Source organism: Candidatus Poriferisodalis sp. (genome assembly GCF_965262965.1).
Classification (GTDB): Bacteria; Actinomycetota; Acidimicrobiia; order Acidimicrobiales; family Poriferisodalaceae; genus Poriferisodalis.
The window spans coordinates 3,690,059-3,716,015 of the sequence record NZ_OZ253573.1; the positions used below are offsets into that span (position 1 = coordinate 3,690,059).

Sequence of the window (25,957 nt, forward strand, 5' to 3'; positions counted from 1 at the left end):
CCGCTGCCCAGCCGGCTCGGGCCGCTGCGCATGGGCTCGGCAGCATCCCAAGTAGCGTTCGGTTTGCAGGGCTTCACGGTCGAAGAACCGACGAACACGGCTTACCGTGAGGCGCCGAGGCGCAGCAGGAGGAGCCAGCGTGGCGTTGTGGTCGAGGAAGCTGGAGATACCGGACGCCGAGGGGGCGCTGCGAGGGCGCAGCCAGACGATGCCCGTGGCCCCGGCGCACGCCGTGCTCGGAACGCCGATGGCGCCGCCATTTCCCGAGGGGTTCGGGCACCTCGTGGTCGGCATGGGCTGCTTCTGGGGCGCCGAGCGCATCTTCTGGCAGCTGCCCGGCGTCTACACCACAGCCGTGGGCTACGCCGGAGGCGCCACCCCGAATCCCAGCTACGAAGAGGTGTGCTCGGGCCGCACCGGCCACACCGAAGCCGTGCTCGCCGTGTTTGACCCGGCCATCACCAGCTATGAGGCCATGCTGAAGGCGTTCTGGGAAGGCCATGACCCCACACAGGGCATGCGGCAGGGCAATGACATCGGCACGCAGTACCGATCGGGCATCTACGTGGCGGACGAAGACGAGCTGGCACTGGCCACCTCGTCGCGGGACATGTTCCAGGCGGTGCTCGACCGTGCCGGACTGGGCCGCATCACTACCGAGATCTGCTTGGCCGGGCCCTTGTACTACGCCGAGGACTATCACCAGCAGTACCTGCAGAAGGTCCCGTGGGGCTACTGCGGCTTGGGCAGCACTGGTCAGACCTGCCCGGTTGGGGTTGCAACCGCCGACTGAGCGGCCGAGCGATTGAGCGGCCGATCGCCCGAAAGACCGTCAATCGAACGCGTTGGCGAACGCCTCCATCGTCTCGTCGGCCACAGCGCGCCTGTCCTCACCCCATGGAAGCGGCATCAGAACCGGGTGCTCGACGCCGGCATCGACATAGGTCCTGGCGAACTCACCGATCTCTGCCGGCGAACCGATGAAGTCGATCGCCTGGATCATCTCGTTCGAGATCGCCGCCAGCGCGCCCTCGCGATCCCGCTCGGACTGGCGAGCGCGTGCCTCGTCCACTTCGTCGCCGAAGCCAGCCGCACGAAAGGCGTTGGCGTAGCCGTCGGCCATCGCGTAGTTGAGCAAGTCGCGCTGGGCCGAACGCGCCGAGCGTTCCAGGTCGCCTGCGGCAGCGTGCACATAGCAGATGATCTGTGCATCGCCGCCGGCGCGTACCTCCGAGACGACGGCGGGAATGTGCGAGGCCGGCAGGTAGTTGAGTAGCACGCCGTCCGCCACCTCTCCCGCCAGCCGCAGCATCTGCGGGTTCAGCGCAGCCAGGACGATCTTCGGGCGGCGTTCGCCAAGTCGCATTCCTAACCGGAATCGCCGAACCTGCCAGAAATCCCCCTCGAATGTGACTGGCTCCCCGCGCAGGCACTCGCGCAGCAGCGCTACGTACTCACGCATCATCGCGATGGGCCGATCCGTCGGCGACTCACCGTGCTGGCGGAGGATGCCGGGTGCCGATACACCCAGGCCGACGAGCACGTCGCGATCGTCGCTGAGCGATTGCAGCGTTACGGCCGTCATGGCCACGAGCGTCGGGGCGCGCAGCTGCACCGGAATGATGCCGGTGGCCAGGTCGAGACCCGGGGCGGCGTGCGCGACGGCGCCGAGCATGGAGAAAGCGTCGGTTCCGGTGGCTTCGACCGTCCAGATTGATGAGTAGCCCTGGGCTTGCGCGCACTGGGCGATGTCGACGATGGCAGCCGGACCCAGCACTCCCAGGCTGCCGAACGTCACCCCCAGGGGCGGTCGCCCTCGTGGTGCAGTCGTGCTCATGGCGGCGCACCGTACCCGTGGTGGCCCATCGAGTCACAGCGCTCTCAGTGAGGTTGGCTGCGAGTCGCCCCCGATTCGACACTGCGTTCAGCGTTGTGTGAAGGTTCGGTGAACTGACGGTGCCGAGCGACGTGCGCGGGATAGGGTGAGCGACACAGCCAGCCGCGCAGGCTCTGTCTGCGTTGGGCAACGGGAGGAAGCGAATATGACCGAGACCGCGGAACCGATTCGCACCGCCGAGCCCCAGATCATCGCCGACGCACTTCAGGTCATCGACAGTGCGCTGGGCGGCTTCTTGCATCGTGAGCTGGTGTCGTCGGGTGAGATCACCGATGTGCTGCTCGACGTCCGCACGCTGTTGCGCCGCAGCGATGATGCGGTGGGCCTCGCGGTAGCCAGCACCAAGAGCGACGGCGCCGTAGCGCGAGCCTGATCCCGGGCGCGATCAGCGCCGCATCAGATACAGACGCGATCAGCGCCGCATCAGATACAGACGCGATCAGCGCCGCATCAGGCGGCTGGCGATGCGACCGAAGATCTCGCCGACCAACGCGCCTGCGATCACATCGCTCGCGTGGTGCAGCCGCACGTGAATGCGTGAGACCGCCACGATCGTGGCCAGGACTCGGTAGAACGGCCCGAGCCGCGAGCCGCGTGACAGCACCGCCGCCGCGCAAAATGCTGCAGACGCATGGCCCGAGGGAAAGCTCGAGGTGATCGGCTGCCGCAGCGGGTGCCGGGTCGGATTCTCTGCCGCGGTACCCGGGCGGCGCCGCGCGAACAGGCGCTTGACGCCCTGGTTCACGACGAGCGATTCGAGCGCCATCAGCGCACTGAACCGGAATGCGTCCGAGACTTGACGACGCGGGGACAGCGCCCGCGCGGCGCCCAGCACGTGCCACAGCTGGCTGAACTCGCCGACGCTTGAAGCGCCGTACATGATCCGGTCCACGATCGCTTGCCCGCGCAGCGCATCCCACCAGCGATCCACCGTCGCGTCGAATCGCGCGCTCGGTCCCGAAGCGGCACCGAGCGTGTCCCCGGGCGCGCTCTGGGGATCAGCGGCGACGTTGTCGTCGTCAAGCGGCACCGTCATCGGGACTGCCTCCACGTCGTCATTGTTGACGTCATCCTGATCCCGGGCCGTTGCCCGGCTCCGAGGTGGTCGTCGGCAACAGCGGGGGCAGCTGTGGATCGGTGGCCGGCGCGATCGTGAGGGCCGGACCGGCGGAGGGGTCCGGCGGCGGCGGGATCAGGATGGTCTGGCCGACGAAAATCTTGGTCGGGTCGGCGATGTTGTTGACCCGCACCAAGTCGTTCAGGTGAATGCCGTGGCGATCGGCGATGCGAATCAGCGTGTCGCCCCGCACCACCGTGTACGGCGTGAGCGCTATCGGGTCCTCGGTCGTGGTCGTCGCCTCTGTCGCCAACCGGGGCGTGGTCGATGCCGCCGGTGGGGTATCGGACCTGCCCAAGTCGAATTGGCACCCGCCGGACAGTCCGGCGGCGGCGAGGACGATCGCCATGGCGCTCAGCCCTGCGCCTCGGCGGCGGGCTGCATCGAGGTCACTGGGTCCATGCCGCCCATGCGGCGACGCCTCGGCCATGTCACCTCGCTGACATCATTGGGAGGAATCGCCGCCGACCACGGTCGGCGGGATGACGAGCTGCTCGCCGATTCGCAGGAGCGTGTCTTCCTTGCCGTTCTCCTCCATCAGCGCCTGCACGGTCACGCCGAAGCCCAATGCGATCTTTCCGAGCGTGTCCCCGGGCTGCACGACGTAAATGCGGCGCTGCGGCGGCGGCGGTGCGATCGTCGTCGTGGTGAGCTGCGGGCGAAGTGTGGTCAGCACCGGCAGTGTGGTCGGAATCGGCTCCGCGGCAGGGTCCGAGCCACAGCCGGCGAGTCCCACGCCCGCCGCGAGTGCGGCGGCCGCGAGAGCGGGAGCCCACAGCACGCGCCAAGCATCACGCTTCGGCAAAGCGACCGGAGTCATCGCAGCGGAATTTAGTTCGCCCCGTGGAAGCAGCATGAGCGCCCTGTGACCGTGTGGAATGCCATCCCCCCGACGAGTGCGCGGCGATTCGGGAGCAATCAGGCAGTTGACAGAGCAGCGGTGGGCAGCTGGGCGGGCCAGTTCGACGGATCCAGGCGTGCCGCGTGATCCGGCATCCGGAATGGCTGTGGCTCGTCGTCGGTGACGGTCATGATCTCAACCCCGTCAGCAGTCACAACCAAGGTGTGTTCGAATTGCGCGGTGCGCTTGCGGTCCACAGTGGTCGCGGTCCAGCCATCGCGCCACAGCCGTGCCCGAGGCGTCCCCAGCGTGATCATCGGTTCCACGGTGAAGGTCATGCCTTCGACGAGCTCAGTGCGGGCACCGGGATCGAAGTAGTGGGGAATGTTCGGAAGGCGATGGAAGATCTGCCCGATGCCATGACCCACGAATTCGCGCACGACTCCGAAGCCCGCTGCGGTGGCGTGGGTCTCGATGGCACGGCCGATGTCACACACTCTGGCCCCCGGCCGTACCGCAGCGATGCCGTGATACATGGCCTCTCGGGTCACTGACACGAGACGGCGGGACTCGTCGTCGACGTCGCCCACCGCAAAGGTCTCGGAGTGATCTCCGTGGACGCCTCCGACGAAGATCGTCACGTCACAATTCACGATGTCGCCGTCGCGCAGCGGGCGGTCATCAGGGATGCCGTGGCAAATGACCTCGTTCACCGAGGTGCACAGCGACTTGGGAAAGCCGTTGTAGTTGAGGGGGCTCGGGTAGCCGCCCTCGGCGAGACACGTCTCGTGGCAGACCTCGTCGAGATAGTCGCTGGTGACGCCAGGCGCGATTTCCGCCGCCACCGCAGCGAGCACTCGTCGCGCTGCCGAGCCGGCGAGCCGCATCGCATCGATGGTGCGGAGGTCCGACGGTTCGACGGCGTCGGGTGCCGGCGACGATCGCCCGCTCAGTGCATACGGCGGCAGACCGATGCCGACGGGAACCGTGCGGCGAGGCGAGACGTGGCCTGCGGCAACCGGCTCGAAGCCCGCCGACCGTGATCGCGCAGCCGGCACGCGTCGCTTGCGCTTGCCCATCGCCCCGAAGCTACCCGTGTGCCTGCGGCCATCCGCTCAGCCCCACAGAGCGGGTGCGGTCAGCCGTCGCGATCCTCAAGCTGCTCGCCGAGCTCGCTCAGCACTTCGTCGTTGTGCTCGCCGAGCTTGGGCGCCCGGCGGTAGATGCCCGGCGGCGTCGCGCTCATGCGAATCGGCGGAGCGATCTGCACGATCGGCCGTCCCACCGGCTGCTCGACCGCGACCAGCATGTCGCGTGCCGCCACATGGGGATCTTCGAAAAGATCGGCGGGATGGTTCACCGGTCCGCAGGGAACCTTGCCGCCGATTGCTTCGAGAATCTCCGCGTTGGTGCGCTCGGCGGACCACGACGACAGCGCCTCTTCGATCTGTTCACGATGGTGAAACCGCGCCCGCAGAGTCGCCGTCTCGGGAGCGTGCGCCCATTCGGGGCGCCCGATGGCGACCGCGAGTTCGCGCCAGTGGTTGTCGGTGGGCGCGCCGATGGCGATCGCGCCGTCGACAGTGTCGTAGATGTCGAACGGCACGATGTAGGGATTGCGATTGCCGTTCGGGGGAGTGTCGGGTTGACCGAGCACGCTGTAGCGGGTCACGCCCACCTCCGACAGCGCCATGACGGCATCCACCATCGCCACGTCCACGAACTGACCTTCGCCGGTGCGCTGGGCGTGAAAAAGGGCCGCGAGCACGCCCATCGCGCCGATCGTGCCGGGGTACACGTCGCCGATGTACGGCCCGATGACATGCCGGTCGTCGGGGCTGCCGCCGTTCGCTGACACCACGCCGGACATGGCCTGCGCGACGACGTCGTAGGCAGGCCAGTCGACATAGGGGCTCGCGCCTGATCGGGGGTCCCCGAAGCCCCGGATGGCGCCATACACCAGTCGCGGGTTTCGCTCGTGCAGAACCTCCCACCCGACGCCGAGAGCGTCCATCACCCCGGCTCGCATGTTCTCGACGAGTGCGTCCGCGGTTTCGATGAGCTGCATGAATCGCTCACGGTCGTCGTCATTGGTGAGGTCGAGCTTGACTCCGCGCTTGTTGCGGTTGTAGTTGGCGAAGCCTGCGCCGTAGTTGCGCTCGGTGTCCTCGCGGGTGAACGGCGCCATGCGCCGTGCCAGTTCACCGCGTGGCGGCTCGACCTTGATGACGTCAGCGCCCAGATCGGCCAGCATCATGGTCGACCAAGGTCCCGCGAGTGCGTGGGTGCAGTCGATGATGCGCACGCCGGCCAGCGGTCCCGTCGGCCCAGTCGCCATCGGGCTGACGCGCTCGTGCGCGGTCAGGTGCTCGCTGTCGGGTTGATCCAGCTTCGGCATGTTGTCGGCTCTTTGGGTCGTGTGCTCAGGCGAAGTTGGGGCGCCGCTTCTCAACGATGGCGGCGTGCCCCTCGCGCACGTCGGCACCGGTGAATCCCAGCATCTCGAGCGCAGCGGATGTGTCGAAGATCGGTCCGGCCATGCGCATCCAGTTGTTGAGGCTGTACTTGGTCCAGCGGATGGCGCTCTGGCTTCCCCGAGCCAGCCTCCGCGCAACGTCGAAGGCCTCGGTGACGACAGCGTCATCGTCGACGGCTTTGCTCACGAGGCCCATCTGGTCAGCTTCCTCGCCGTTCATGGCGTCGCACGTCAGCAGGTAGTACTTCGACTTGGCCATCCCGCACAGGATTGGCCACACGATCGCGGCGTGGTCGCCGGCCGCCACACCGAGCTTGGTGTGCCCGTCGAGGATTCGGGCGCTGCGTCCGGCGATCGAGATGTCTGCCATGAGCGCGGCCGCGAGGCCGGCGCCGACCGCCACGCCCTCGATTGCCGACACGATGATCTTCGAGCAGTTGATCATGTTGTAGACGATGTCGCGCGCCTCTCGGAGCGCGTTCTGGCGTACCTCGAAGTCGTCCATGATCGTCTGGATCATGTCGAGGTCCCCGCCTGCGGAGAACGTGCCGTTCGCGCCGCGAATGACGGCCACACGGGTGTCAGGGTCGGTGTCGACCGCTTTCCAGACGTCGGCCAACGCCAGGTGTTTGGGGGCGTCGACGGAGTTCAGTCGACCTGGTGTGTCGATGACGATTTCCAGCACTCCGTCATCGTCGGGGCCGCTGATGGAGAGCGCGGAAAACGGGGCATAGCGGTCACTCATGGCGCCCGAAGCTAGCTGCCCGGCGCGGCAGTCGCCCGGGCGTGTGGTCCCGGTGCACTGAGCAGCCGGTAGGCCGCTTCGATTTCGCCGGCTGGTGCGAAGAGGCGCTCCCACGGATGCAGCAGCCGATCCCGTCCATAGCGGGGAATGACATGCACGTGGAAGTGGAACTGCGTCTGGTCGGCGGCGGCGCCGTTGTTGTTGAGCAGGTTCAGCCCCGCTGGCTCCAGCCGCTCGCGCACCAGCCCCGCGACGCGGCGCACCGCTTGCATCATCTGCGCAGCATCGTCGTCGGTGAGGTCCCAGACGTCTGTGACATGGTGGCGGGGGATCACCAGGCAATGCCCGACGGTCATCGGCAGGCGGTCCATGAACGCGACCGCGTGCTCATCTTCGTAGAAGCGAAGTGCCGGGGTGTTCCCGGCCGCGATCGAGCAGAACGTGCACCCGGGCACTGGTTCTGGGCGAAGTGGGTCGGGGCGAACGGCGTCCGGGTGCGCCGGGCCCACGTGTGCCGGGTAGTTGCGAGGCAGATCCGACGCGGGCACGTGCAGCAGTAATCCGAGTGGTTGCCGGTTACTGGTACCGCAGCTCGACGTGGTCGATCACGTGATCGTGGCCCTTGGCCAGCACCAGGTCGGCCCGAACGCGAGTCGGGAGGATGTTCTCTTGCAGGTTCACCAAGTTGATCGAACGCCAGATGGTGCGTGCCACCGCGTCTGCGGCACTCTCGGGCAGCGAGGCGAACTGGGTGAAATAGGCGCTCTGCTCGCGGAACACGGTCTTGCGAAGCTGCTGGAAGCGCTCGACATACCACCGTTCGAGGTCCTCGGCTGCGGCATCCACATAAATCGTGAAGTCGAAGAAGTCCGAGACAAAGGGCGTGTTGGCTGGCGGGCCGGTCTGAAGCACGTTCAGTCCCTCGACGATGAGGATGTCCGGCTGGCGGATGGTCCGGACCTCGTCGGTGACGTCGTACAGGCTGTGCGAGTACACGGGTGCGTTGACGTCCGCTTCGCCGCTGCAGACTCGTTGGAGGAATTCACGCAGGTCGGCGCGGCGGTACGACTCTGGAAAGCCTTTGCGTCCCAGCAGGCCCCGCGTCGTCAGCTCCGCGTTTGGCATCAGGAAGCCGTCGGTGGTCACGAGATCCACTGCCGGATGCTCGGGCCACGCAGCGAGCACAGCTTGGAGGATGCGCGCCGTCGTGCTCTTTCCGGCCGAGACGCTGCCGCCGATGCCGATCAGGAACGGCCGCGGCGGCAGCACCCTTCCGAAGAAGCTCTCGGTGGCATCGCGCAGCCGACGGCGCCCTGCCACGCGCAGGTTGAGCAGGCGTGACAGCGGCAGGTAGATGTCGCGAACCATGTCGAGCGTGATGGGCTCGACGAGCCCGGCAAGCTCTTCGAGATCGGCTTCGGTGAGCGACAGCGGCGTGGCGTCTCGCAGCTTGGCCCACTGCTCGCGGGTGAATCGACTTTGCTGCTCATCAATCGTCGGCCCATCCGATTCTGGCTCTTTCACTCGCCTAGCTTGGCGAGGTCGCGGCCGCAGGCGCAACTGCGGGCGTCGCATCGGCGTACGCGCCTCGTGGTTGGGCCATGCCGCGATGCCATCTGCGAGGGGTCGCCACGGCCGCTCGGGGATAGTCCTCGAACATCCAGCGCGCGAACTGGCGGCGTGTCCACACTGACACGTTGACCGCACCCAGAGCGATTTCGGCAAGCCGTTCGTGCCCGAGCACGCGGCTGAGCGCTCGCGCGAGCCCGTGATCTGCGATGAACTCCGATTGCGCACCGCGTGTGTAACGGGCGGCGACGCTGTGTGGCGGTCCGCCTCGTGCAATCGCGTGTGCCGCCATGCGCCCCATCTGAAGTGCCTGGCCAATGCCTTCGCCGGTCAGCGGATCGGCTGCTGCTGCTGCGTCGCCGACAAGCAGCGCGCGCCCGCGCGCGAATTCGATCTCCCCGAGACGCGCGGGAATCGGCCACGCGCGCGCCGGCCCCTCCGCGACGCCCGCACCGAGGACCTCGCGGATGTGCGGCCGTTCGGCGAGGCCCTTCCATATGCCGGCGATCTCGCTGCCGGCCAGCGTGCCCCCGCCAGCGCGCGGTACGCCGAAGCCAAAGTTGACGCGTCCGTCGCCAAGCGGGAATGACCAGGCGTAGCCAGGCAGCAGATCGGGCTCGAACCACACCCACAACGTGCGCGCCGCTGTTCGGGGCGCGGTGCGGTAGCCGCGGAAGGCGTGCCAGTCGCCTCGGTAGCGCGGCGGGCTGATGCCGAGCACCTTGCGGACCCCGGAGTAGACCCCGTCCGCAGCGATGACGAACCGGGCCGCCACGCGGGTGCCATCGCTGAGCACGGCGACCTTTGCATTCGGCCGCCGCTCGGCTTCGTCAAAGCCGGCGAACGCGACGCCCAGTCGCAGATCGGCTCCGGCCGCCGCAGCCAACTCCATGAGCGCTGCATCGAGTTCGCTGCGCCGGCACGCGGCCGCGAACTGGCCGGCGCCTACGGGCAACGGCAGCCGAACGAGTCGACCGCGGGGCGTTCTCACGGCGGCAGCGTCGACCGTCATCCAGGAATCCAGGGCCTGTGGTGCGAGGCTCAGGCTCTCCAGCTCGCGCAACGCGAGCGCTGTGAGGCCGTCGCCGCAGCACTTGTCGCGACCGGCGACAGCCCGGTCCACGAGTGTCACATCGAGGCCTGCCCGGCGTGCCCAGATGGCAGCGGACGTGCCAGCGGGACCTGCGCCCACCACCAGGACGTCCACGGTTGTCATGGCTTCAGGAAGCCTCCGGCTCGGCGGTCTCTTCGATGCCCGCATCGCCGGGTTCTTGCTCTTCGCCGTCAGCGGCATCTTCGGGGCCGGTGCCATCAGACGGCTCGCCCCCGCCCGCCTCATCGCCGTTCTCGCCCGCCTCATCGCCGTTCTCGCCTTCGGGGGAAGTCTCGTCAGCCAGCTCGGTCAGGTCCACTCCGATGCACGGGTCATCGGGATATCGCTCCAGTTCAGAATCTCGCTCGTCGGGCTGCTCGGCGCACTCCGGAGCCGGGCACTCGACGATGGAGCCGTCCGCACGCTCGCTGTCGTGCTCGACAAGTTCGGATTCTTCGGCCTCCTGCGACGGTTCTGTCCCCGCCAGCAGCGGGTCGACGCACTGGCGCGGCACCGAGCGCGAACCGTCGCAATTGCGCCCTTGCTCTGGTCGGTAGCGGGCGGTGAAGGTGTCGATGTCTATGGAGCCGTCGGAGAACACGCGTGTGAGCTGCGTGCGGACCCGTCGGCAGAAGTCCGGCATCGTCTCGACTGGCTCGCCGATGGTGACCTCGACATTTCGCGTGGAGTAGATCTCGACCGTGATGGATGTATTGGTGTAGGTCGGCCAGATGAGCACGCCATGCGGGGTCGGGTTCGTGAACCGCAAATCGGGCTTGGGATACGAGATCGTCGGGTCCAGCCCGAACGGGTAACGGCTGAGGTAGAGCGAGTGTGTCTGGTACTCGTCGATGGTCATCCCGGCGCGGATCAGCGAGTTGAAGATGGTGGTGGCGAACTGGGAGACGCCGCCGCCGATGTCGTCGACCAGCACGCCCTTGTCGATGAAGCCGCCTTCCACGAAGCCCTTCTCCTCGGTGCGCTTGCCCACATGACGATTGAGCGAGAGGCTCTCGCCGGGCTCAACGACGACACCGCGTACGAGGTCGGCGAAGAGGTGGATGTTCGACACTCGGCCTTGACAGCACGCATGGCGTGTCGTGAACGTGGCCACAAGCTCGACCATGCCGAGCGACTCCAGGTATGCCTGCTCCTCGCGGCTCACCGCGGGACGCGACGGCGCAGCCACCGGCTCGGCGAGGCGTTGCCGCAGTGCTTCGGTCACCACCGTTGCGACGTCATCGCTGCAGCACGCCCGGCCGCCGTTGCTTGCGACAACTGTCGGGACTCCGTTGACGACCTCCATGGCTGCTGTGACGAACGGTGACGACGCCGGAGCGAAGAGATCTTCGAAGTAGGGGCCGACTGCACGGTCGTCGAATGTGATTGCAGGAGGTGTCGCGTGCGCGTCCAGTGCCAGCCATCCGGCGATCGTGTCGAGGGTCAAGGTGTGGCTCTGGTCGGCGTAGAAGGCGGTCAGCGTGTGGCCGTACCTCGCTTGCGCCTCGTTGACGGCAACTTGCAGTTCGTCGGTGTAACTGAGCGGTTCGGTTTGGCTGAGGCGTGCGGTGATCTCGATGCGCGCCAGCGAACGGGAGATGCCCTCGAGCACCTCGTCGACGACGGCATCCGCGTCGAGGGCTCGTCCCGGCCCCCCCAAGTCGACCGCCAAGGTGTCGTTGACCACAACGACGGATGGGGGAGTGACTGTCACGCCGAGCTCGCTCGCGCTCGCGAGCACCGCGCGCGCCGCTGATCGGTCGACGCTGTAACGGCGCTCGGTGAATTGCGGATCGGCCGACAGAGGTTCCCATGACTCCGGTGATGTGTCGGTGGCGCGCCGCTCCTGGACTGCCGCGAAGGTGGCAGTGGTTTCGAGAGCGATCCCGAGGTCGGCGACGGTCAGGGTGGCTTCGCCGATTTCGGTGCGCAGGATGACCTGCGTCGCGGCCAGATCGGACCCAAGCGTGGCGATCCGAAGATGCAATGCATTCCGGCTGACCGCCGAATTCGATGCGGCCGACTGATTGTTCGGCGGCTGAGTGGTCTGCGTCGGTGCGGCACCGTCGATGCGAGCCGGTGCTTCGCTCGATGCCGGCGCGGCAGGCACCGGCTCGTCGGAAGAGTTCATGACTGCGAGCACGACGGTCGCAAGAACTGACGCAACGAGAATCGCCGCGGCAGTGATGAGCGACCAGCGGGGGGCCCAAGTCGGCCATTGCACGGGGGTTGAGCGTACGTGTCGGCCGGCGCATCGGCGTGGCAGGACAGATACCTGTTGCGCCATCGGGGCCACGGAGCGATTTCGGCGCCGCTAGTGCACGGCCGCCAGCTGTCGTGCGATACTCCGGGGCCGTCGGCACCGCACCGAAGTGCCGCAGCTACGGCGCCATCGGGGCGGCCGCAGCCGATTGACGGGAAGGGATCTAGGACGCCATGAGCAAGCTGTGCGAAGGTCGAGTTGTCATCGTCACGGGAGGTGCCCGGGGGATCGGGCGTGAGCATTGCCTGATGCTGGCCGAGCATGGGGCAAAGGTGGTCTGCAACGACCTCGGCGGAGCTCGCGATGGAACGGGTTCTGACGCTGGCCCTGCCGACGAGGTAGTGGCCGAGATCGCGGCGATGGGCGGGGAGGCGATTGCCAACGGCGACGACGTCTCGGACTGGGAAGGAGCGCAGCGGCTCGTCAACCAGGCCATCGAAACGTTCGGCGATCTCCACGGTGTCGTGAACAACGCCGGAATCCTGCGCGATCGGATGCTGGTGAACATGACCGAGGCAGAGTGGGATGCGGTCATCAAGGTCCACCTCAAGGGAACCTTCGCGCCGGCTCGCTGGGCCAGTGCCTACTGGCGCGAGAAGGTCAAGCAAGGCGAACAGGTCAACGCCTCCATCGTCAACACGACCTCGGTTTCGGGCATCTACGGGAACCCGGGTCAGACCAACTACGGGGCTGCCAAGATGGGCATCGCCGCCTTCACGATCATTGCGGCGCGTGAGCTGGGGCGGTACGGCATCCGTGTCAATGCGGTGGCACCCGGCGCGCTGACTCGCATGACCGAGGATCTGGGCATGGGCGAGGCAACCGAAGAGCAGCAGGCGATGATGCACCCGAGGTTCGTCGCACCCATCGTGACGTGGCTCTGCTCCGAAGAGGCGGCCGGCGTGTCAGGTCGAGTCTTCGAAGCCTCCGGGCACATGCTCGCTGTGGCCAACGGCTGGCATCGGGGACCGAGCATCGACGCCGTCGACGACCCGACCCGCATCGGCGAGGCGGCGCGCCAACTGGTGCGAGATGCACAGCTCAACAGCGGCATGGACGGCCGTCCGTCCGACGGCGGCGTGGCTGACTGAGCCGACTCGGCCAACAAGAATCATCACCAAAGATCAACCGAGATCACACCAAGATCCCAGCGCAGGAGGAGATCGAACATGGGAATCAATCCGGATGCGGTCGGAGCGACCGGCAAACCGACCACTCGGTCGTGGACATTCCGCGACTCACTGCTGTACGCGGTGGGCATCGGCGCGGGAGCGGAGGATCCCTTCGCCTCGGAGCTCGAGTTCACCACCCACAATTCGAAGGAGATTGAGCACCGGGCCTTCCCGACGCAGGGCGTCGTGATCGGCTTCGGGGCCGGTGGTGCCATGGCCCATGCCGGCGATCTCGACTGGGGCAAGCTGCTGCACGGCAGCCAGGGCATCACCGTGCACCGGCCGATCCCCACCGAGGGCAGCGTCGAGATCACCGACCGCATTGCCGGGATGTGGGACAAGGGCGAAGGCCGCAATGCGATCATCGACACCGAGGCCGCCGCGGTCGACACCGACAGCGGCGACGTGCTTTTTGAGTTGCGCAGCTCGGTGGTCATCCGCGGTTCGGGCGGCTTCGGCGGCGGAGCGGGAAGCACCGGTGTCATGGTCACTGCACCCGACACCGATCCCGACTACGAGGTCGTGTATCAGACCCGTTCGGATCAGGCGCTCACCTACCGCCTGAGCGGTGACTACAACCCGCTGCACAGCGATCCGTGGTTCGCCACAGAGCTCGCTGGCTTCCCCAAGCCGATCCTGCACGGGCTGTGCACCTACGGCTTCACCGGCCGCGCGTTGCTGCACACTCTCTGCGAGGGTGATCCGGCGCGGTTCCACTCGATGGACTCGCGGTTCTCCTCGCCGGTCTTCCCGGGCGACGAGCTCACGATCCGCGTGTGGGACGACGGTGACGGGCGGGCCATCTACCGCACGATCGCGCAGCGGGGCACCGACGAAGAGCGCGTCGTCATCGACAACGGCCTGTGCATCTACAACTAGCGGTCTGACACCTCTGGGGGCCTCGGTAGGCCAGGGGCCGCCAGGGCCTCCGCGACGACAGCTCAGAACAGCTTCAGGGCGTCGCTCGTGATGCTGCGCAGCTCGTCGTAGTCGAGCACGACGCAGCGGATGCCGCGATCGGCCGCGAGCACCCGGGCCTGGGGCTTGATCTCCTGTGCGGCGAAGACGCCGTTCACGGGTGTCAAGCGAGCATCCCGATTCAGGTATTCGAGGTACCGGCAAAGTTGCTCCACGCCGTCAATCTCGCCGCGGCGCTTGATCTCGACCGCCACCGTGGCGCCGTGCGCATCCCGGCACAGCAGGTCGACCGGACCGATGTCGGTGGGGTACTCGCGTCGCACCAGGACCGTGCCGTCAGCGAGCGCCTCGGGATGCGCAGCCACGAGCTCCTGCAGATGGGCCTCAACGCCGTCCTTGTCGAGCCCGGGATCCGAGCCGAGCTCATGTGTCGTATCGCTGTAGACCTCAACGAGGACGATCTCCAAGCGCTCGCCCTTGTCATTGGTGACGCGCCAGCGGTCGGGCTCGCACACCAGCCGGTTAGGAGCGTTCATCCAGTTGAGAGGCTTGAAGGCGCCCCCGTCGGCGTGGATCGCCACGCAGCCGTCGGCCTTGACCATGATGAGCCGAATGGCTTCGGGCAGGTGCGCGTCGAGCCGGCCCGAGTACTCGACCGTGCAGCGCGCGATGAGAAGGCGCACTGGGTCAGGCGGCCTCAGTCAGCTCGTAGACAGAAGTGAGCTTGGGCTGGCCATGATCGTCGAGCACACGTGCGCGACCGCTCTCGACGAGATGCAGCATGTGCGCGTAGACGGAATTGGCTGCCGGGTACCACAACCGCTTGTCGTATCCCTCGTACATCTCGGGCACGAAGTCCGCGATCTGGCAAGGGCCCGAACGCAGGTATTCGATGATCCTTCGCTCGCGTTCGGTGCGATGTGCGATGAACGAGCGCACGTACGCCGCGGGTTCCGGAATCGGCGGCCCATGTGTCGGCCAGTACGTCTCGTGGTCGAACTCGAGCAGCTTTCCCAGCGAGGCCATGTAGTCCTGCATCGAGCCGTCGGGCGGCCCGACGACGCTGGTGGCCCACCCCATGACGTGGTCGCCCGAGAACAACGACTTTTCCTCGACCAGCTCGTAGCAGAGGTGATTGGAGCAATGCCCCGGGGTGTGCACTGCACGCAGCGTCCAGCCGTCACCTGACACGATGTCACCGTCGACGAGGGCCACGTCCGGGACGAAGTCGGTGTCGGCGCCTTCCCGCTTGAGCTCGTCGGGCAGGGCGTCGTATTCCGCCCGGTACTTCTGCTGTTCGGCCGCGCTGATGTACGCGGAGAAGTTGACCTTGTCGTCGGGGTCGTCGGGCCCGACAGCGCCGTGGGGCCCGAAGCCGTAGCTCAGTGCCCCCGTGGCCGCCGTCAGGTCCTTCGTCAGCGGCGAGTGATCACTGTGGGTGTGCGTTACGAGGACAGCGCCGACCGTTTCGTCGGGACCGATCGCCGAGAGCAGGTCGTCGAGGTGACTCGGCAGCGGCGGACCAGCGTCGATGACGGCCACTTCGCCGTGACCGACGATGTAGGTACCCGTGCCTCGGTAGGTGAACGGTGTCGGGTTCGCACAGATCACGCGCCGGATGAGCGGCGTCACTTCGATGGACGCGCCGTAATCGAACTCTCCGAGGTCCCGGTAGTGCTGGATGGTCACCGACATCGGGCGATTCCTTCCGAGTCGCGGACTTGATCGCAATGCGGTGAGGCGCAGCGCGGATAGGTAAGGGTATGCGCGCGAGACTGATTCGGGCCGGGGAATCTTGATCCACCGAAGACCGGTTCGCACACGAGCCGGTCCCAACGAGGGCATGGGGGCGTAGCATCTCAGCACGGCTTGGCCGGGCAGCCACCACGAGGGGGAGGCGGCTGCCCGGCCCGCTCCGTTCTGCGGGCCCAAGCGGCGTGCGAGCGAAGCAATTGACCGCAGGACTCACGCGGCTTCACCGTGCAGGCCGCGTCGTGTCCGTGCTGTGGGGCAAGCGAGTGGTTGGCCGGGACTCGGCGGCGCGCGAGGCTGTTCCGCGCGTTACTCGAGACTCGAGTTCGCGCATGGGAGGGCAGATGCCGGGACAATCGACAGCGCACAGCGGCTACTTCGTCAGCACCAAGCCGTCGGATCGCTTCCCGTTGTGGACACGCGCCAATGTCGGTGAGGTCTTTCCTGACCCCGTGAAGATGAGCACGTTCGATTTTGCGTTTCAGAACGACGATGGCATTCGCATGTCGGAGTTGGCGTTCCGGGACGCCTATGTGGCCATCGGAGCGTTCACCCACGACGAGTTTGACCCTGATGAGTGCGTGTTCTTGGGCGTGTTCGGCGGGTACACGTACCTGAACGCCGCAGTTGGGCGCATCTTCGGGGTTCGCGCACCCGAGATCGATGTAGAAACCGTCGACCGCAATTTCTTCGGCGAGCAGCCGGGCATACCGCCCTACGAGTCGCATCCCGACGACGAGAATTCCGAGGCATCCCAGCGCATCGCCGAGACGTTCCTCTACCTGTTCACCGCGCCGGCGCTGCCTGACGTCTTCGACGACGAGCAGCAGCTTGCGCAGATGCGCGCGAGCCGGGCCGACTTCGAACAGATGGGCGACCATGAGATCGCGGAATGGATCATGGAGCACCTCGAACGCGGATTCACCGGAGGCACGGGTTTTCGCGAGCTGTTCGCAACCCATTTGCGGGTGTCATTCTTGGCGGCAGTCCCCTTGGGAGTGCTCGAGCAGGTCTGCACTGCGGTAGGTCGGCCCGAAGACACGCTCAAGCTGGTGGCCGGCTACGGGGATGTCGCGTCCGCTGCGCCGTCGGATGCGATGTGGCGACTCGGCCGCCAGGTTGCGGCATCGAGCGAGTTGACAGCGCTGTTCAATGACGGCCCCGTCGGCCTGTCGGCGCGATTGGGTGCAGCCGCCGATGCGTCGGGAAGCGACGCGGCAGCGTTCAGTGAGGCCTTCGAGCAGTTTGTGTACGACTTCGGCTCGCGTGGACCCAATGAGTGGGAGATCAGCTGCCCGACGTGGGAAACGGATCCGGACATCGCACTCGCGGCCATCGACCGCATGCGCCTCGCGCCGCCCGACGCAGATCCCGAGCAGCGACGCGCCGGACTCACCTCACAGCGCGAGGCATTGAGCTCAGCGATGTCGCAAGCGCTGGCTGGCAACCCGGAGGCGCAGATGCAGTTCGAGCTGGCACAGGGCGCTGCCGCGGTGTACCTGCCTGGCCGTGAGCGCACGAAGACCAACTGCGTCCGTTTCGTCAATGAGACACGCGTGGCTTCGCGAGTGCTGGGCCGGCGCCTCATCGATCGCGGCGCCATCTCGCAGATGACCGACACTTCGATGCTGCGGTTCAGCGAATTGCACGAGCTGATCGACGACCCGACCGGATGGTCCGAGGTCATCGCCGAGCGGCAGGCGGTGTACGACGATGCAGTCTCGCGTCAGGAGCCATTCGTCATCGTCGGCGAAGCCCCGCCGATGCACGAATGGCCACGTCGCGATGAGATCGAGCTGGCGGCGCTCAGCGCCGGCGACACGCTCGGCGGATTGCCGGGCTGCCCTGGCATTGCACGCGGTCGCGCCCGGATCGTCCTCGACAGCACCGACCCCACCGCGCTCGAACCTGGCGACGTGCTGGTTGCGCCCCTCACCGATCCGTCGTGGACGCCGCTGTTCGTCGGTGCGTCAGCCGTCGTCGTCGACGTCGGCGCGGCGCTCAGTCACTCGATCATCGTGAGCCGTGAGCTGGGCCTTCCCTGCGTGGTCTCTGCCACAGGGGCAACGGGTCGGATTCCCGACGGGGCGCTCATCGAGGTGAACGGCGACACCGGCACGATCACTGTGCTCGAGGTGTGACGCGAGGTGCGTCACGTGCTTGAGGTGTCGCAGCGTCTCAGCGGTCGGGCCATCGGGCGGCCCGGCGCTCGCTGAGCGCGCGGACGCCTTCTACGTAGTCCGGGCTGGGGATCATGTCGGACAGCAAGCGATCGGACTCTGCTACCGCCGTGCCGACATCGCGGTGCTGGTCGAGATAGATCTGCCGTTTGGTCACCGACAGCGAGCTGGGAGCGACTCGGGCGACCATGTCGTGCGCGTAGTTGTTGACATGGTCCATGAGCAACTCGGCGTCCATGATCTCATTCCACAGTCCCCAGCCCTGCGTCTGCGAGGCCAAGAGCTTGCGGCTCGACAGCAGCAGGTCGTTCGACCGCGTGATGCCGACCAGCCGGGGAAGCACCCATGACAGGCCGAACTCTGCCGGCAGCCCGAGGGGCCCGTGGGCGGTGGTCAGCTTCGCATCGGCGGCAGCGAAGCGCAGGTCGCAGTAGCAGGCAAGGACCAATCCGGCACCGGCTGCGGCACCGTTGACCGCTGCGATGGTGATGACCTCCAACGCCATCATGAATGCGAAGTTCTGGTTGAACTCCGGCGCCACGCCGTAGCCCGGCATGGCCAGATCGGGTGGTGTTCCGGCGTCGTAGCCGCCCTTGTCGCTGTGACCTTGGAGTGCCGCGGTATCGGCGCCGACGCAGAAGTCCCGTCCCTCGCCGGTGATGATGACTGCTCGGACCGCCGGGTCCGCCTCGGCTTGTTCGAGCAGCCAGCGGAATTCGGTGTGCATCCGGCCGGTCCACGCATTGCGGCGATGCGGCCGAGACAGCGTGAGGGTCGCAACCGGGGGGTCCACGGAGTACTTCGTCGCCGTCAATTCCATGTCAGACATCAGGCCTCGCCTTCAATCACCTTTCGCAGCGCTTCGAGGGAATCGGCTGCGAACTCACGACGGCAGATGAGAACGTCGGGGAGCCAGGGATCGGCGAAGTTGTATTCCAGATCGGAGCCGTCACAGCGGCTGGCGTGCAGGCCCGCCGCCCGCGCCACAGCGACCGGCGCGCAATTGTCCCATTCGTATTGTCCGCCCGAGTGGGCGTAGATGTCAGCCATCCCCAGCACCACCGCCATCGCCTTTGCACCGGCGGAGCCCAATGTCATCAGCTCGGCGTCGAGCGCCTGGGCCACGATGATCGCGGCCGCAGGGGGTCGGGAACGGCTCACGACCATGCGCGGACGGCCGCCTGATGCGGCGGGCAATGACGGCTCCGGGTCGGTGCACAGTGTTTGGCCCACAGCGGGCAGCGCCACGGCGCCAGCCGTCGGAATGCCGCCCTCGACCAGCGCGACATGCACGGCCCAGTCGCTGCGGCCGGGCTCGGAGTACTCGCGTGTCCCGTCCAGCGGGTCGACGATCCAAACCCGCTCTGCTGACAGCCGACCGTGATCGTCGCGGCCCTCTTCGGACAGGATTGCGTCACCGGGCCGTGCTTCGCTCAGGCGGTTCATGATGAGGCGGTGCGCCTCCATGTCGCCGGTGTCGCGGACTTCCCACGTCCCCGCGCCCGCGTTGAACATGCGCTCGCGGATCTCGACCAGCATGGCCCCGGCTTCGGTGGCCACGCTCGCGGCGAGAGCGTGGTCGCAGGGGTGGGCCATCAAGCCAGTCTGCCCGTCGGGCGCCGCTTCGCCCACGATCATCGTGTGCGAGGTCTGGTTCACTCCGACATTGGGCAGTTTTCGGGAGATTCTGCGTAACGTGATCGTATTCATGAGCGGACCGGGTGACCGACCGGTGCGAGTACCATTCGCGGCGGATGGCGCGATTGTGGCAAGTTCGCCGCGGCTGACGTCTTGACGCTCATTGACTTCTTGGGAAGGGAAGCATTCTTATGACCAGACGTACTGTGCTGCGCTTCGGCGGCGCGCTCTTGGCACTCGGCCTGTTCGCGGCAGCCTGCGGTTCCGGCGACGACGAGGCCGCCACCCCCGGCGATACCGAGCCGGCCGTGACCACCGAGGCTGAAGAGCCCAGCACCAGCGTGGCGCTCACTCAAGACGCCGACCTGCTGAATGAAGTCATTTCGCGGGGCACCCTCAACTGCGGCGTCAGCGGATCCGCAGTTGCCTTCTCAGAGACCCAGCCTGATGGCAGTACCACCGGCTTCGACGCCGACTACTGCCGTGCAGTCGCCGCTGCGATCCTCGGAGACGCGAACGACGTCAACTTCGTGCCGCTGACCGCGGCCGAGCGCTTCAGCGCTGTGGAGTCGGGCGAGGTCGACCTGCTGGTGCGCAACACCACCTGGACGCAGAGCCGGGACTCCGACCTAGTGCTCGACTTCGGGCCGACCACCTATTACGACGGCCAGCAGGTCATGGCTCGCGTGAGCGACGGCTTTTCGGGCTCCTCGTCAGTCGCTGATCTGAGGGGGGCCACGGTATGCACCAACGCCGGCACGACCACTGAGAAGAATATCGCTGATGCGGCTGATGCAGCTGGCATCGAGATCACGCTGACGACGTTCGAGGACTTCGACATTGTCACCGAGAACTTCATCAGCGGCGCGTGCGATGCGGTCACCACCGACGGCTCGGCGCTCGTCGGCCGCAAGGTGAAACAAGAAGGCGATCAGGAGTGGGCGATCTTCCCGCCGACGCCGATCTCCAAGGAGCCACTCGGCCCGGTGTACGCGCAGAACCAGTCCACGTTCGGCGATGTCGTCAACTGGACCGTGTACGCCATGATCATCGCCGACGAGAAGGGCATCACGTCGGAGAACATCGACTCGATGTTGAGCGGCGGGAACCTCGACGCTGAGGCCGTTCGCATGCTTGGCGGAGAGGGCGAGCTGCAGACCAAGATGGGTCTGACCGCAGATGCCTTCTACAACGTGATCAGCCAGGTCGGGAACTACGACGAGGTCTACACCCGCAATCTCGGCCCGGTGGGTCTGAGCCGTGACGGCTCGGCCAACGCCCGCTGGACCGCAGGCGGTCTCATCTACGCGCCACCTGCTCGCTAGTCGAGCCGCTGCCGGCTGGCGAGTTCGTCGAGTCGGCAGCTGATCGATCGACCACTGTCGTATGGCCCCCGGTCCACACGGATCGGGGGCCATTGCGCGTCTGGGCATCGCAAAGCTCGAGTGGCGCGAACTGGTCGCGTAAGGTGACCCTCGGTGAGCGACCCTCGAACTGCAGCGGGCGACGAATCACTGCGGACACTGGGCTCCCGGCCGCCCTTTTACCGAGACGCCACTGTCGTGCGCTGGATCGCACAGGTGGGGGCGCTGGCGCTCGTGCTGGGAGCGCTGTGGTTCCTGGCCGCCGAAGCGGGCGACAGTCTGCGAGCGAGCGGCGCCCAGATCGACTTCGACTTCATCTCTGAACACATCGGCATCAAGGTCGGTTCGGGCATCGACACCAGTCCCGACACAGGCGGCAGAGCGCTGTTCGTCGGCATGGTGAACACGATTCGCATGGCGGCCGCAGGCATCGCGCTTGCGTCGGTCATCGGTGTGCTCGTTGGCCTCGCGCGCCTGTCGTCCAACTGGCCGGTGCGGCGGCTGGCAGGCATGTACGTCGAGAGCCTGCGCAATATCCCGCTGCTGGTGCAGATTCTCGTGTATGCGGCGGTGCTGACGGCGCTGCCGAACGTCTCATTCGGGATGGGCCCCATCCCGGGGTGGGTGCACCTGTCGAACAAGGGACTCTCGGTGCCTCGGGTGTTCGTGGCCGACGGCTTCTATCAGTGGGCCGTCATCTTGGTGATCGGCGCTGTGGTTGCCCGCATCGTGTTCCGGCGACTCGCCACCAGGCGAGAGATGACCGGCGAGCAAACCCAGGCAGGTGCCTGGGCCACGGGAACGATTGCCGCGTTTGCGATTGTGGGCTGGTTCGTCCATCCGATCTTCGGATGGCTCGGCTCGCCGATTCGCAGCCTCTCCGACGCAGTGGGGAAGATCCCCCAAGGCGTCGTGCAGCTCGCTGCTGCGGTGATCGCCGCTGCGGTCGCTGTGTGGTGGATTCGGAAGTTCCTGGCCAGCCGCCGCACGCCCGCCGGCCTCACACGGCTCACCGACGACGATTGGTTCCGGATGATCTTCGCCGTGATCACGGCCGGCATCGTCGTGTTTCTGTTCGCCGTGCTGTGGCCCGGGCTGTCGAGTTGGATTGTCAACTCTTCAAGCGATGGACTGGGGGTGCTGGCGGACAAGTTCGGCAACGGACGCACCGGTCAGCCCATCGATGCCATGCGCCCCGACATCGTGCAGCCGGGCCATTTCGCCAACTACGGGCCAGCAGGACTGAACCTCTCCACGGGTTTCGCCGCCGTGTACTTCGGCGTCGTGTTCTATACCTCGACGTTCATCGCCGAGATCGTTCGAGGCGGCATCCTGGCGGTGCCGAAGGGGCAAAACGAAGCTGCTGAGGCGTTGGGCCTGCGGCGCTCAACCACGTTGCGCCGGGTGATCCTGCCGCAGGCGCTGCGAGTCATCCTTCCGCCAGTGGGGAATCAGTACCTGAACCTCACCAAGAACACGTCGCTGGCCATTGCGGTCGGCTACAGCGATCTCGTCCAGATCGGGCAGACCGTCTACAACCAGACCGGAAAGACACTGCAGGTGGTGGCGGTGTGGATGCTGTTCTACCTGGCGTGCTCGCTGACGATCTCAGTGGTCGTGAACTTCTTCAACATCCGGCTGCGGATCGTGGAGCGCTGAGGTGACCGATCCGATGCTCCCGGGCGGCACCACGGTCGTCGTCGCCGAGCCCATGACCTCGGCCAGCCCACCCGATCGACCCAGCCTGCCGCCGGGCCGCTGGGTGCGCGAGAACCTGTTCCCAAACAAGCGAAACGCAGTGCTGACGGTGCTGGCGGTGCTGCTGGCGCTCTTCGCCTATCGCGGACTCCTGAACTTCGTGTTCAGCGAGCAGCGTTCGTGGCCTGCGGTGCGCACCAACTTGCGACTGCTGTTCACTCACGCGTATCCCGAGGAGCAGTACATGCGCGTGTGGGTGTCGGTCGGCACCGTCATGGTGCTGGCGGGACTCAGCATCGGGATATGGGCCCGCTGGGGCGGCGTGTCGATCAAGCGCCTGACGGGTTGGCTCATGTCTGCGGGCGCGTTCATCGCGGCCGGGATCCTGCTGCGCGAACCCAGCGTGCTCACTCATGCCGACGGCTCGTTTCAGCGCGATGCCGCCGACGATCGGTTGCGCGAATCGTTCGCCGCCGCAATGGCGGATCGCTGGACGTGGTGGTTGCTCGCCGTCGTGCTGATCGGTGCCGGGCTTGCCCTGTGGACGTCTCGTGACGACTTGGCGCGCCGCACCACATTCGTGCCGACGACAAGTCTGCTCTTCGCCCTCGTCGGCATCATCATCGGGTCGACGTGGGTCGTGCGGTACGGTCACTACGCCTTCAAGGAAGGCGAGTTCATCGCAGAGCCAGGGCGCACCGTGGCGCTCACGACAAAACTCCCGTGGACCGTGATGTGGCTCTTGCTCGTGGGCTGCTTCGCGATCGGGCGCATCGCCCGGGCACAGGTCCTGGCAAACGCACCCGACGACGAGGGCGACCCGGAACTGCCTCGCGAGGCACTGGGCCGGACGCGAGCGGCGGTGAACTTGGCATGGTTGGTCAGCCCGTTCGTTCTGTACTGGGTGGTGCTGCGCGATCCCGACATCGACTACGCCCACGTGTACTCCACGATCTTGCCGATGGCGCTGGCGTTCGCCGTGCTCGGCTCCGCGGTGCTGTGGTGGCTCACACGCCCGAATGCCGGCGAGGTCGGCCGGTTGGCGGCGATCGGACTGCTCCTGCTTGCAGCGTTCCACTGGGTCGCGGCGTTCTTCGGCTGGTATTCGATGCTGCAGGTCGGACGCATCGGATTCTTGCTGCTGGCCATGGCGGGACTGCTGGCACCCAACTTCGCCGGTGTCGAGGCGCAGCGGCGGCGGCTCGTCGGCGCCTGGGCGGTGACGGTAACGCTCGTGTTCTACGGAGCCACGGTGATCAACACGCCCTCGACGATTTCGACGCCGACGGGCGCGATCGTGGGCGGGTTCAGCGTGACGCTGTTCGTTGCGGTGCTCACGATCATGCTGTCGTTCCCGCTCGGGGTGGTGCTGGCGTTGGCGAGGACGTCTCGGCAGCCGATCTTCCGGGTTCTGGCCACCAGCTATATCGAGATCGTTCGCGGCATCCCGCTGATTACGGTGCTGATCTTCTTCTCGATCGTCCTGCCGTTGTTCCTCCCGCCCGGCATGGAACTGGGCGAGCTTGCGGCGGCCATCACCGGATACACCCTGTTCTCGGCCGCGTATTTGGCCGAGAACGTGCGCGGTGGCCTGCAATCGATCCGCCGGGGGCAGTACGAGGCGGCCGACGCCGTCGGTCTCACGACCACTCAGCGCACGGGCTTCATCGTGCTGCCTCAGGCGCTGCGCGTGTCGATCCCGCCATTGGTCGGCCAGGTCATCGCCACGTTCAAAGAGACGTCGCTGCTCGCGATCATCGGACTGTTCGACTTCCTGCGCCTTGCCAACTCGGTGATCCCCAACCAGACGCAGTTCCTCGGCGTGCGTCGAGAAGGCCTGCTGTTCGTATCAGCGGTGTATTGGGTCGTCGCATTCTCCATGTCGAAGTACAGCCAGCGGCTCGAGCGCCGGGTCGGACTGGGTCAGCGATGAGGCCCCGACAGTGAGATCGGCATCTACAAGACTGGCTTCTATGAGAACGGCGAGGTACCGCACATGAGTCCGCCACCACCACCTGTTGGCCGTATGCACGGGGACGCCACGGTCGCTGTGTCCGACGAGCTCGCGGCGCGCGACGACATGATCGTGTGCCGCGACGTGGACAAGTGGTTCGGCGACTTCCAGGCACTGACCGGGATTAGCGCGACCATCAAGGAACGCGAGATCGTGGTGGTGCTGGGGCCGTCGGGCTCAGGCAAGAGCACCTGGATCCGCTGCATCAACCGGCTCGAGGCCCATCAGAGCGGCCAGATCCTCGTCGACGGCATCGAGCTGACCAACGATCTGCGCAACATCGAGAAGATCCGCTCCGAGGTCGGGATGGTCTTCCAGCAGTTCAACCTGTTCCCGCACCTGACCGTGCTGGACAACATCACGCTCGCCCCGATGTGGGTCCGCAAGAAATCCCGGCCCGAGGCCGAAGAGCTGGCGCTGTCGCTGCTCGAACGGGTCGGCATCCCCGAACAGGCCCAGAAGTTCCCAGGCCAGCTCTCAGGCGGTCAGCAGCAGCGCGTGGCGATCGCCCGAGCCCTCGCGATGGAGCCCCGCGTGATGCTCTTTGACGAGCCGACCTCCGCGCTCGACCCCGAGATGATCAAAGAAGTGCTCGACGTGATGGAAGGGCTGGCGCGCTCAGGCATGACCATGATGGTGGTGACGCACGAAATGGGCTTCGCCCGCGAAGTCGCCGACCGGATCATCTTCATGGAGGACGGTGAGATCGTCGAAGTCGGCACGCCCGAGCATTTCTTCACCGACCCGGCCGAAGAGCGAACCAAGCTGTTCTTGAGCCAGGTGATCTGAACCGGCTGACGGCCAGCAGGCCGCCGACCACCGATTGGATGCCTCTCAGCCGTTGGGCTCTCCGTACGGGCTGTCGGCCTGCTCGTAGCAGTCAGGGTGATAGTGCTCGACGCGGTCCCAGCGATTCTTCACGTACACGTTGCAGATGATCTGCTCGGCTCGGATGCGGGCGCGGAACTTGATCAGCTCGTCGCACACGGCGCAATACGCGGAATTACCGGCATCGACAGTCCGGGTGACTGCCCGACTCTTCCAGCGCTTGCGGGGCGTTGCGGTCTTCGCTGCCATTGTCGAATCTGACGCCGACGTCGTCGTGTCCGTGGCCATAGCGAGGGACCCTAGCGAACGCTCGCGCGCAGCTGGTGGATTTTCGCGCGCAACGTGCGAAAATCTGGTACTACTCGCGCGACCTTGGACCAGAAAACGCGCGC

At 66.4% G+C, this 25,957-nt stretch carries 25 protein-coding genes; 9 read left to right on the forward strand and 16 right to left on the reverse strand.

All coding sequences use genetic code 11. The annotated features are described in order from the left end of the window. Positions 1-208: 208 nt before the first annotated feature. Entirely contained in the window at positions 209-793 is a 585-nt protein-coding gene (gene msrA, locus ACQY5K_RS17670; protein WP_428122746.1) for a peptide-methionine (S)-S-oxide reductase MsrA, read from the forward strand. Between the two features lie 39 nt (positions 794-832). On the opposite strand, the gene ACQY5K_RS17675 is transcribed toward msrA, so the two are convergent. After that, positions 833-1,837 (reverse strand): LLM class F420-dependent oxidoreductase, encoded by a 1,005-nt coding sequence (locus ACQY5K_RS17675; RefSeq protein WP_428118070.1) that lies wholly within the window; start codon positions 1,835-1,837, stop codon positions 833-835. 205 nt (positions 1,838-2,042) lie between these two features. Between ACQY5K_RS17675 and ACQY5K_RS17680 the strand changes: the two genes are divergently transcribed. Further along, the gene (locus ACQY5K_RS17680) at positions 2,043-2,270 is read left to right on the forward strand and encodes a hypothetical protein (RefSeq protein WP_419920717.1); all 228 of its coding nucleotides are present in this window, start codon (positions 2,043-2,045) and stop codon (positions 2,268-2,270) included. A gap of 66 nt (positions 2,271-2,336) precedes the next feature. Here the strand turns inward: ACQY5K_RS17680 and ACQY5K_RS17685 are convergent, their stop codons facing one another. The 10 genes from ACQY5K_RS17685 to ACQY5K_RS17730 all read right to left on the reverse strand — a co-directional run bounded on the left by ACQY5K_RS17685 (position 2,337) and on the right by ACQY5K_RS17730 (position 11,962). Further along, positions 2,337-2,948: a phosphatase PAP2 family protein gene (locus ACQY5K_RS17685; protein WP_428118073.1), complete on the reverse strand. Its 612-nt coding sequence runs from the start codon at positions 2,946-2,948 to the stop codon at positions 2,337-2,339. A gap of 16 nt (positions 2,949-2,964) precedes the next feature. After that, positions 2,965-3,444 (reverse strand): LysM peptidoglycan-binding domain-containing protein, encoded by a 480-nt coding sequence (locus tag ACQY5K_RS17690; RefSeq protein WP_419920715.1) that lies wholly within the window; start codon positions 3,442-3,444, stop codon positions 2,965-2,967. A 15-nt stretch (positions 3,445-3,459) separates the two neighbouring features. Then, positions 3,460-3,834, reverse strand: a complete 375-nt coding sequence (locus tag ACQY5K_RS17695) for a LysM peptidoglycan-binding domain-containing protein (protein ID WP_428118076.1) — start codon at positions 3,832-3,834, stop codon at positions 3,460-3,462. Between the two features lie 98 nt (positions 3,835-3,932). After that, a complete protein-coding gene (gene map / locus ACQY5K_RS17700; RefSeq protein ID WP_428118079.1) occupies positions 3,933-4,934 on the reverse strand; it encodes a type I methionyl aminopeptidase in 1,002 nt (333 codons plus the stop codon). Positions 4,935-4,993: 59 nt separating this feature from the next. After that, a complete protein-coding gene (locus tag ACQY5K_RS17705; protein ID WP_428118081.1) occupies positions 4,994-6,253 on the reverse strand; it encodes a CaiB/BaiF CoA transferase family protein in 1,260 nt (419 codons plus the stop codon). A gap of 25 nt (positions 6,254-6,278) precedes the next feature. After that, positions 6,279-7,076: an enoyl-CoA hydratase/isomerase family protein gene (locus tag ACQY5K_RS17710; protein WP_419920711.1), complete on the reverse strand. Its 798-nt coding sequence runs from the start codon at positions 7,074-7,076 to the stop codon at positions 6,279-6,281. Between the two features lie 11 nt (positions 7,077-7,087). Next, entirely contained in the window at positions 7,088-7,585 is a 498-nt protein-coding gene (locus ACQY5K_RS17715) for an HIT family protein (RefSeq protein WP_428118084.1), read from the reverse strand. Between the two features lie 67 nt (positions 7,586-7,652). Further along, the gene (gene coaA / locus ACQY5K_RS17720; RefSeq protein ID WP_428118087.1) at positions 7,653-8,651 is read right to left on the reverse strand and encodes a type I pantothenate kinase; all 999 of its coding nucleotides are present in this window, start codon (positions 8,649-8,651) and stop codon (positions 7,653-7,655) included. Beyond that, positions 8,605-9,861: a geranylgeranyl reductase family protein gene (locus ACQY5K_RS17725; protein WP_428118089.1), complete on the reverse strand. Its 1,257-nt coding sequence runs from the start codon at positions 9,859-9,861 to the stop codon at positions 8,605-8,607. Before ACQY5K_RS17725 ends, coaA begins: the two co-directional genes overlap by 47 nt. 4 nt (positions 9,862-9,865) lie before the next feature. Continuing rightward, positions 9,866-11,962: a VanW family protein gene (locus ACQY5K_RS17730; protein WP_428118092.1), complete on the reverse strand. Its 2,097-nt coding sequence runs from the start codon at positions 11,960-11,962 to the stop codon at positions 9,866-9,868. A 212-nt stretch (positions 11,963-12,174) separates the two neighbouring features. On the opposite strand from ACQY5K_RS17730, the gene ACQY5K_RS17735 reads away from it, so the two are divergent. Further along, positions 12,175-13,092: an SDR family oxidoreductase gene (locus tag ACQY5K_RS17735; RefSeq protein ID WP_428118094.1), complete on the forward strand. Its 918-nt coding sequence runs from the start codon at positions 12,175-12,177 to the stop codon at positions 13,090-13,092. Between the two features lie 78 nt (positions 13,093-13,170). Beyond that, on the forward strand, positions 13,171-14,052 hold the full coding sequence (locus ACQY5K_RS17740) for a MaoC/PaaZ C-terminal domain-containing protein (protein ID WP_428118097.1): 882 nt from the start codon (positions 13,171-13,173) through the stop codon (positions 14,050-14,052). 62 nt (positions 14,053-14,114) lie between these two features. On the opposite strand, the gene nucS is transcribed toward ACQY5K_RS17740, so the two are convergent. Together nucS and ACQY5K_RS17750 are read right to left on the reverse strand one after the other, a co-directional pair. Next, positions 14,115-14,774 carry an endonuclease NucS gene (gene nucS, locus ACQY5K_RS17745; protein ID WP_428118100.1) on the reverse strand — a complete coding sequence of 220 codons (660 nt, stop codon included), beginning with the start codon at positions 14,772-14,774 and terminating at the stop codon, positions 14,115-14,117. A 4-nt stretch (positions 14,775-14,778) separates the two neighbouring features. After that, positions 14,779-15,786 carry an MBL fold metallo-hydrolase gene (locus ACQY5K_RS17750; protein ID WP_428118103.1) on the reverse strand — a complete coding sequence of 336 codons (1,008 nt, stop codon included), beginning with the start codon at positions 15,784-15,786 and terminating at the stop codon, positions 14,779-14,781. 401 nt (positions 15,787-16,187) lie between these two features. Here ACQY5K_RS17750 and ACQY5K_RS17755 point away from each other — a divergent pair, with 401 nt between their 5' ends. Continuing rightward, entirely contained in the window at positions 16,188-17,984 is a 1,797-nt protein-coding gene (locus ACQY5K_RS17755) for a PEP-utilizing enzyme (protein WP_428118105.1), read from the forward strand. Between the two features lie 37 nt (positions 17,985-18,021). Here ACQY5K_RS17755 and ACQY5K_RS17760 read toward each other — a convergent pair whose 3' ends face one another. Beyond that, positions 18,022-18,852, reverse strand: a complete 831-nt coding sequence (locus ACQY5K_RS17760; protein WP_428118108.1) for an enoyl-CoA hydratase-related protein — start codon at positions 18,850-18,852, stop codon at positions 18,022-18,024. Further along, positions 18,852-19,661 carry a 3'(2'),5'-bisphosphate nucleotidase CysQ gene (locus ACQY5K_RS17765; protein WP_428122748.1) on the reverse strand — a complete coding sequence of 270 codons (810 nt, stop codon included), beginning with the start codon at positions 19,659-19,661 and terminating at the stop codon, positions 18,852-18,854. The genes ACQY5K_RS17760 and ACQY5K_RS17765 overlap by 1 nt, the downstream gene beginning before the upstream one ends. 191 nt (positions 19,662-19,852) lie before the next feature. On the opposite strand from ACQY5K_RS17765, the gene ACQY5K_RS17770 reads away from it, so the two are divergent. The 4 genes from ACQY5K_RS17770 to ACQY5K_RS17785 all read left to right on the forward strand — a co-directional run bounded on the left by ACQY5K_RS17770 (position 19,853) and on the right by ACQY5K_RS17785 (position 25,526). Then, positions 19,853-20,986, forward strand: coding sequence for an amino acid ABC transporter substrate-binding protein (locus ACQY5K_RS17770; protein WP_428118111.1), 1,134 nt, complete (start codon positions 19,853-19,855; stop codon positions 20,984-20,986). 153 nt (positions 20,987-21,139) lie between these two features. Beyond that, positions 21,140-22,684: an amino acid ABC transporter permease gene (locus ACQY5K_RS17775; RefSeq protein WP_428118114.1), complete on the forward strand. Its 1,545-nt coding sequence runs from the start codon at positions 21,140-21,142 to the stop codon at positions 22,682-22,684. Position 22,685: 1 nt separating this feature from the next. Then, a complete protein-coding gene (locus ACQY5K_RS17780; protein ID WP_428118117.1) occupies positions 22,686-24,656 on the forward strand; it encodes an ABC transporter permease subunit in 1,971 nt (656 codons plus the stop codon). A 147-nt stretch (positions 24,657-24,803) separates the two neighbouring features. Then, entirely contained in the window at positions 24,804-25,526 is a 723-nt protein-coding gene (locus ACQY5K_RS17785; protein ID WP_419920901.1) for an amino acid ABC transporter ATP-binding protein, read from the forward strand. Positions 25,527-25,571: 45 nt separating this feature from the next. Here the strand turns inward: ACQY5K_RS17785 and ACQY5K_RS17790 are convergent, their stop codons facing one another. Then, positions 25,572-25,853, reverse strand: coding sequence for a hypothetical protein (locus ACQY5K_RS17790; protein WP_428118119.1), 282 nt, complete (start codon positions 25,851-25,853; stop codon positions 25,572-25,574). Positions 25,854-25,957: the final 104 nt, after the last annotated feature.

What these genes read in the sequence shown, in the direction of transcription:
- msrA (WP_428122746.1), top strand. Translation starts at nt 209, where the DNA reads ATGCCCGTGGCCCCGGCGCACGCCGTGCTCGGAACGCCGATGGCGCCG.
- ACQY5K_RS17675 (WP_428118070.1), bottom strand. Translation starts at nt 1,837, where the DNA reads ATGAGCACGACTGCACCACGAGGGCGACCGCCCCTGGGGGTGACGTTC.
- ACQY5K_RS17680 (WP_419920717.1), top strand. Translation starts at nt 2,043, where the DNA reads ATGACCGAGACCGCGGAACCGATTCGCACCGCCGAGCCCCAGATCATC.
- ACQY5K_RS17690 (WP_419920715.1), bottom strand. Translation starts at nt 3,444, where the DNA reads ATGGCCGAGGCGTCGCCGCATGGGCGGCATGGACCCAGTGACCTCGAT.
- ACQY5K_RS17695 (WP_428118076.1), bottom strand. Translation starts at nt 3,834, where the DNA reads ATGACTCCGGTCGCTTTGCCGAAGCGTGATGCTTGGCGCGTGCTGTGG.
- map (WP_428118079.1), bottom strand. Translation starts at nt 4,934, where the DNA reads ATGGGCAAGCGCAAGCGACGCGTGCCGGCTGCGCGATCACGGTCGGCG.
- ACQY5K_RS17705 (WP_428118081.1), bottom strand. Translation starts at nt 6,253, where the DNA reads ATGCCGAAGCTGGATCAACCCGACAGCGAGCACCTGACCGCGCACGAG.
- ACQY5K_RS17710 (WP_419920711.1), bottom strand. Translation starts at nt 7,076, where the DNA reads ATGAGTGACCGCTATGCCCCGTTTTCCGCGCTCTCCATCAGCGGCCCC.
- coaA (WP_428118087.1), bottom strand. Translation starts at nt 8,651, where the DNA reads ATGCGACGCCCGCAGTTGCGCCTGCGGCCGCGACCTCGCCAAGCTAGG.
- ACQY5K_RS17725 (WP_428118089.1), bottom strand. Translation starts at nt 9,861, where the DNA reads ATGACAACCGTGGACGTCCTGGTGGTGGGCGCAGGTCCCGCTGGCACG.
- ACQY5K_RS17735 (WP_428118094.1), top strand. Translation starts at nt 12,175, where the DNA reads ATGAGCAAGCTGTGCGAAGGTCGAGTTGTCATCGTCACGGGAGGTGCC.
- ACQY5K_RS17740 (WP_428118097.1), top strand. Translation starts at nt 13,171, where the DNA reads ATGGGAATCAATCCGGATGCGGTCGGAGCGACCGGCAAACCGACCACT.
- ACQY5K_RS17750 (WP_428118103.1), bottom strand. Translation starts at nt 15,786, where the DNA reads ATGTCGGTGACCATCCAGCACTACCGGGACCTCGGAGAGTTCGATTAC.
- ACQY5K_RS17755 (WP_428118105.1), top strand. Translation starts at nt 16,188, where the DNA reads ATGCCGGGACAATCGACAGCGCACAGCGGCTACTTCGTCAGCACCAAG.
- ACQY5K_RS17760 (WP_428118108.1), bottom strand. Translation starts at nt 18,852, where the DNA reads ATGTCTGACATGGAATTGACGGCGACGAAGTACTCCGTGGACCCCCCG.
- ACQY5K_RS17765 (WP_428122748.1), bottom strand. Translation starts at nt 19,661, where the DNA reads ATGATCGTGGGCGAAGCGGCGCCCGACGGGCAGACTGGCTTGATGGCC.
- ACQY5K_RS17770 (WP_428118111.1), top strand. Translation starts at nt 19,853, where the DNA reads ATGACCAGACGTACTGTGCTGCGCTTCGGCGGCGCGCTCTTGGCACTC.
- ACQY5K_RS17785 (WP_419920901.1), top strand. Translation starts at nt 24,804, where the DNA reads ATGATCGTGTGCCGCGACGTGGACAAGTGGTTCGGCGACTTCCAGGCA.
- ACQY5K_RS17790 (WP_428118119.1), bottom strand. Translation starts at nt 25,853, where the DNA reads ATGGCCACGGACACGACGACGTCGGCGTCAGATTCGACAATGGCAGCG.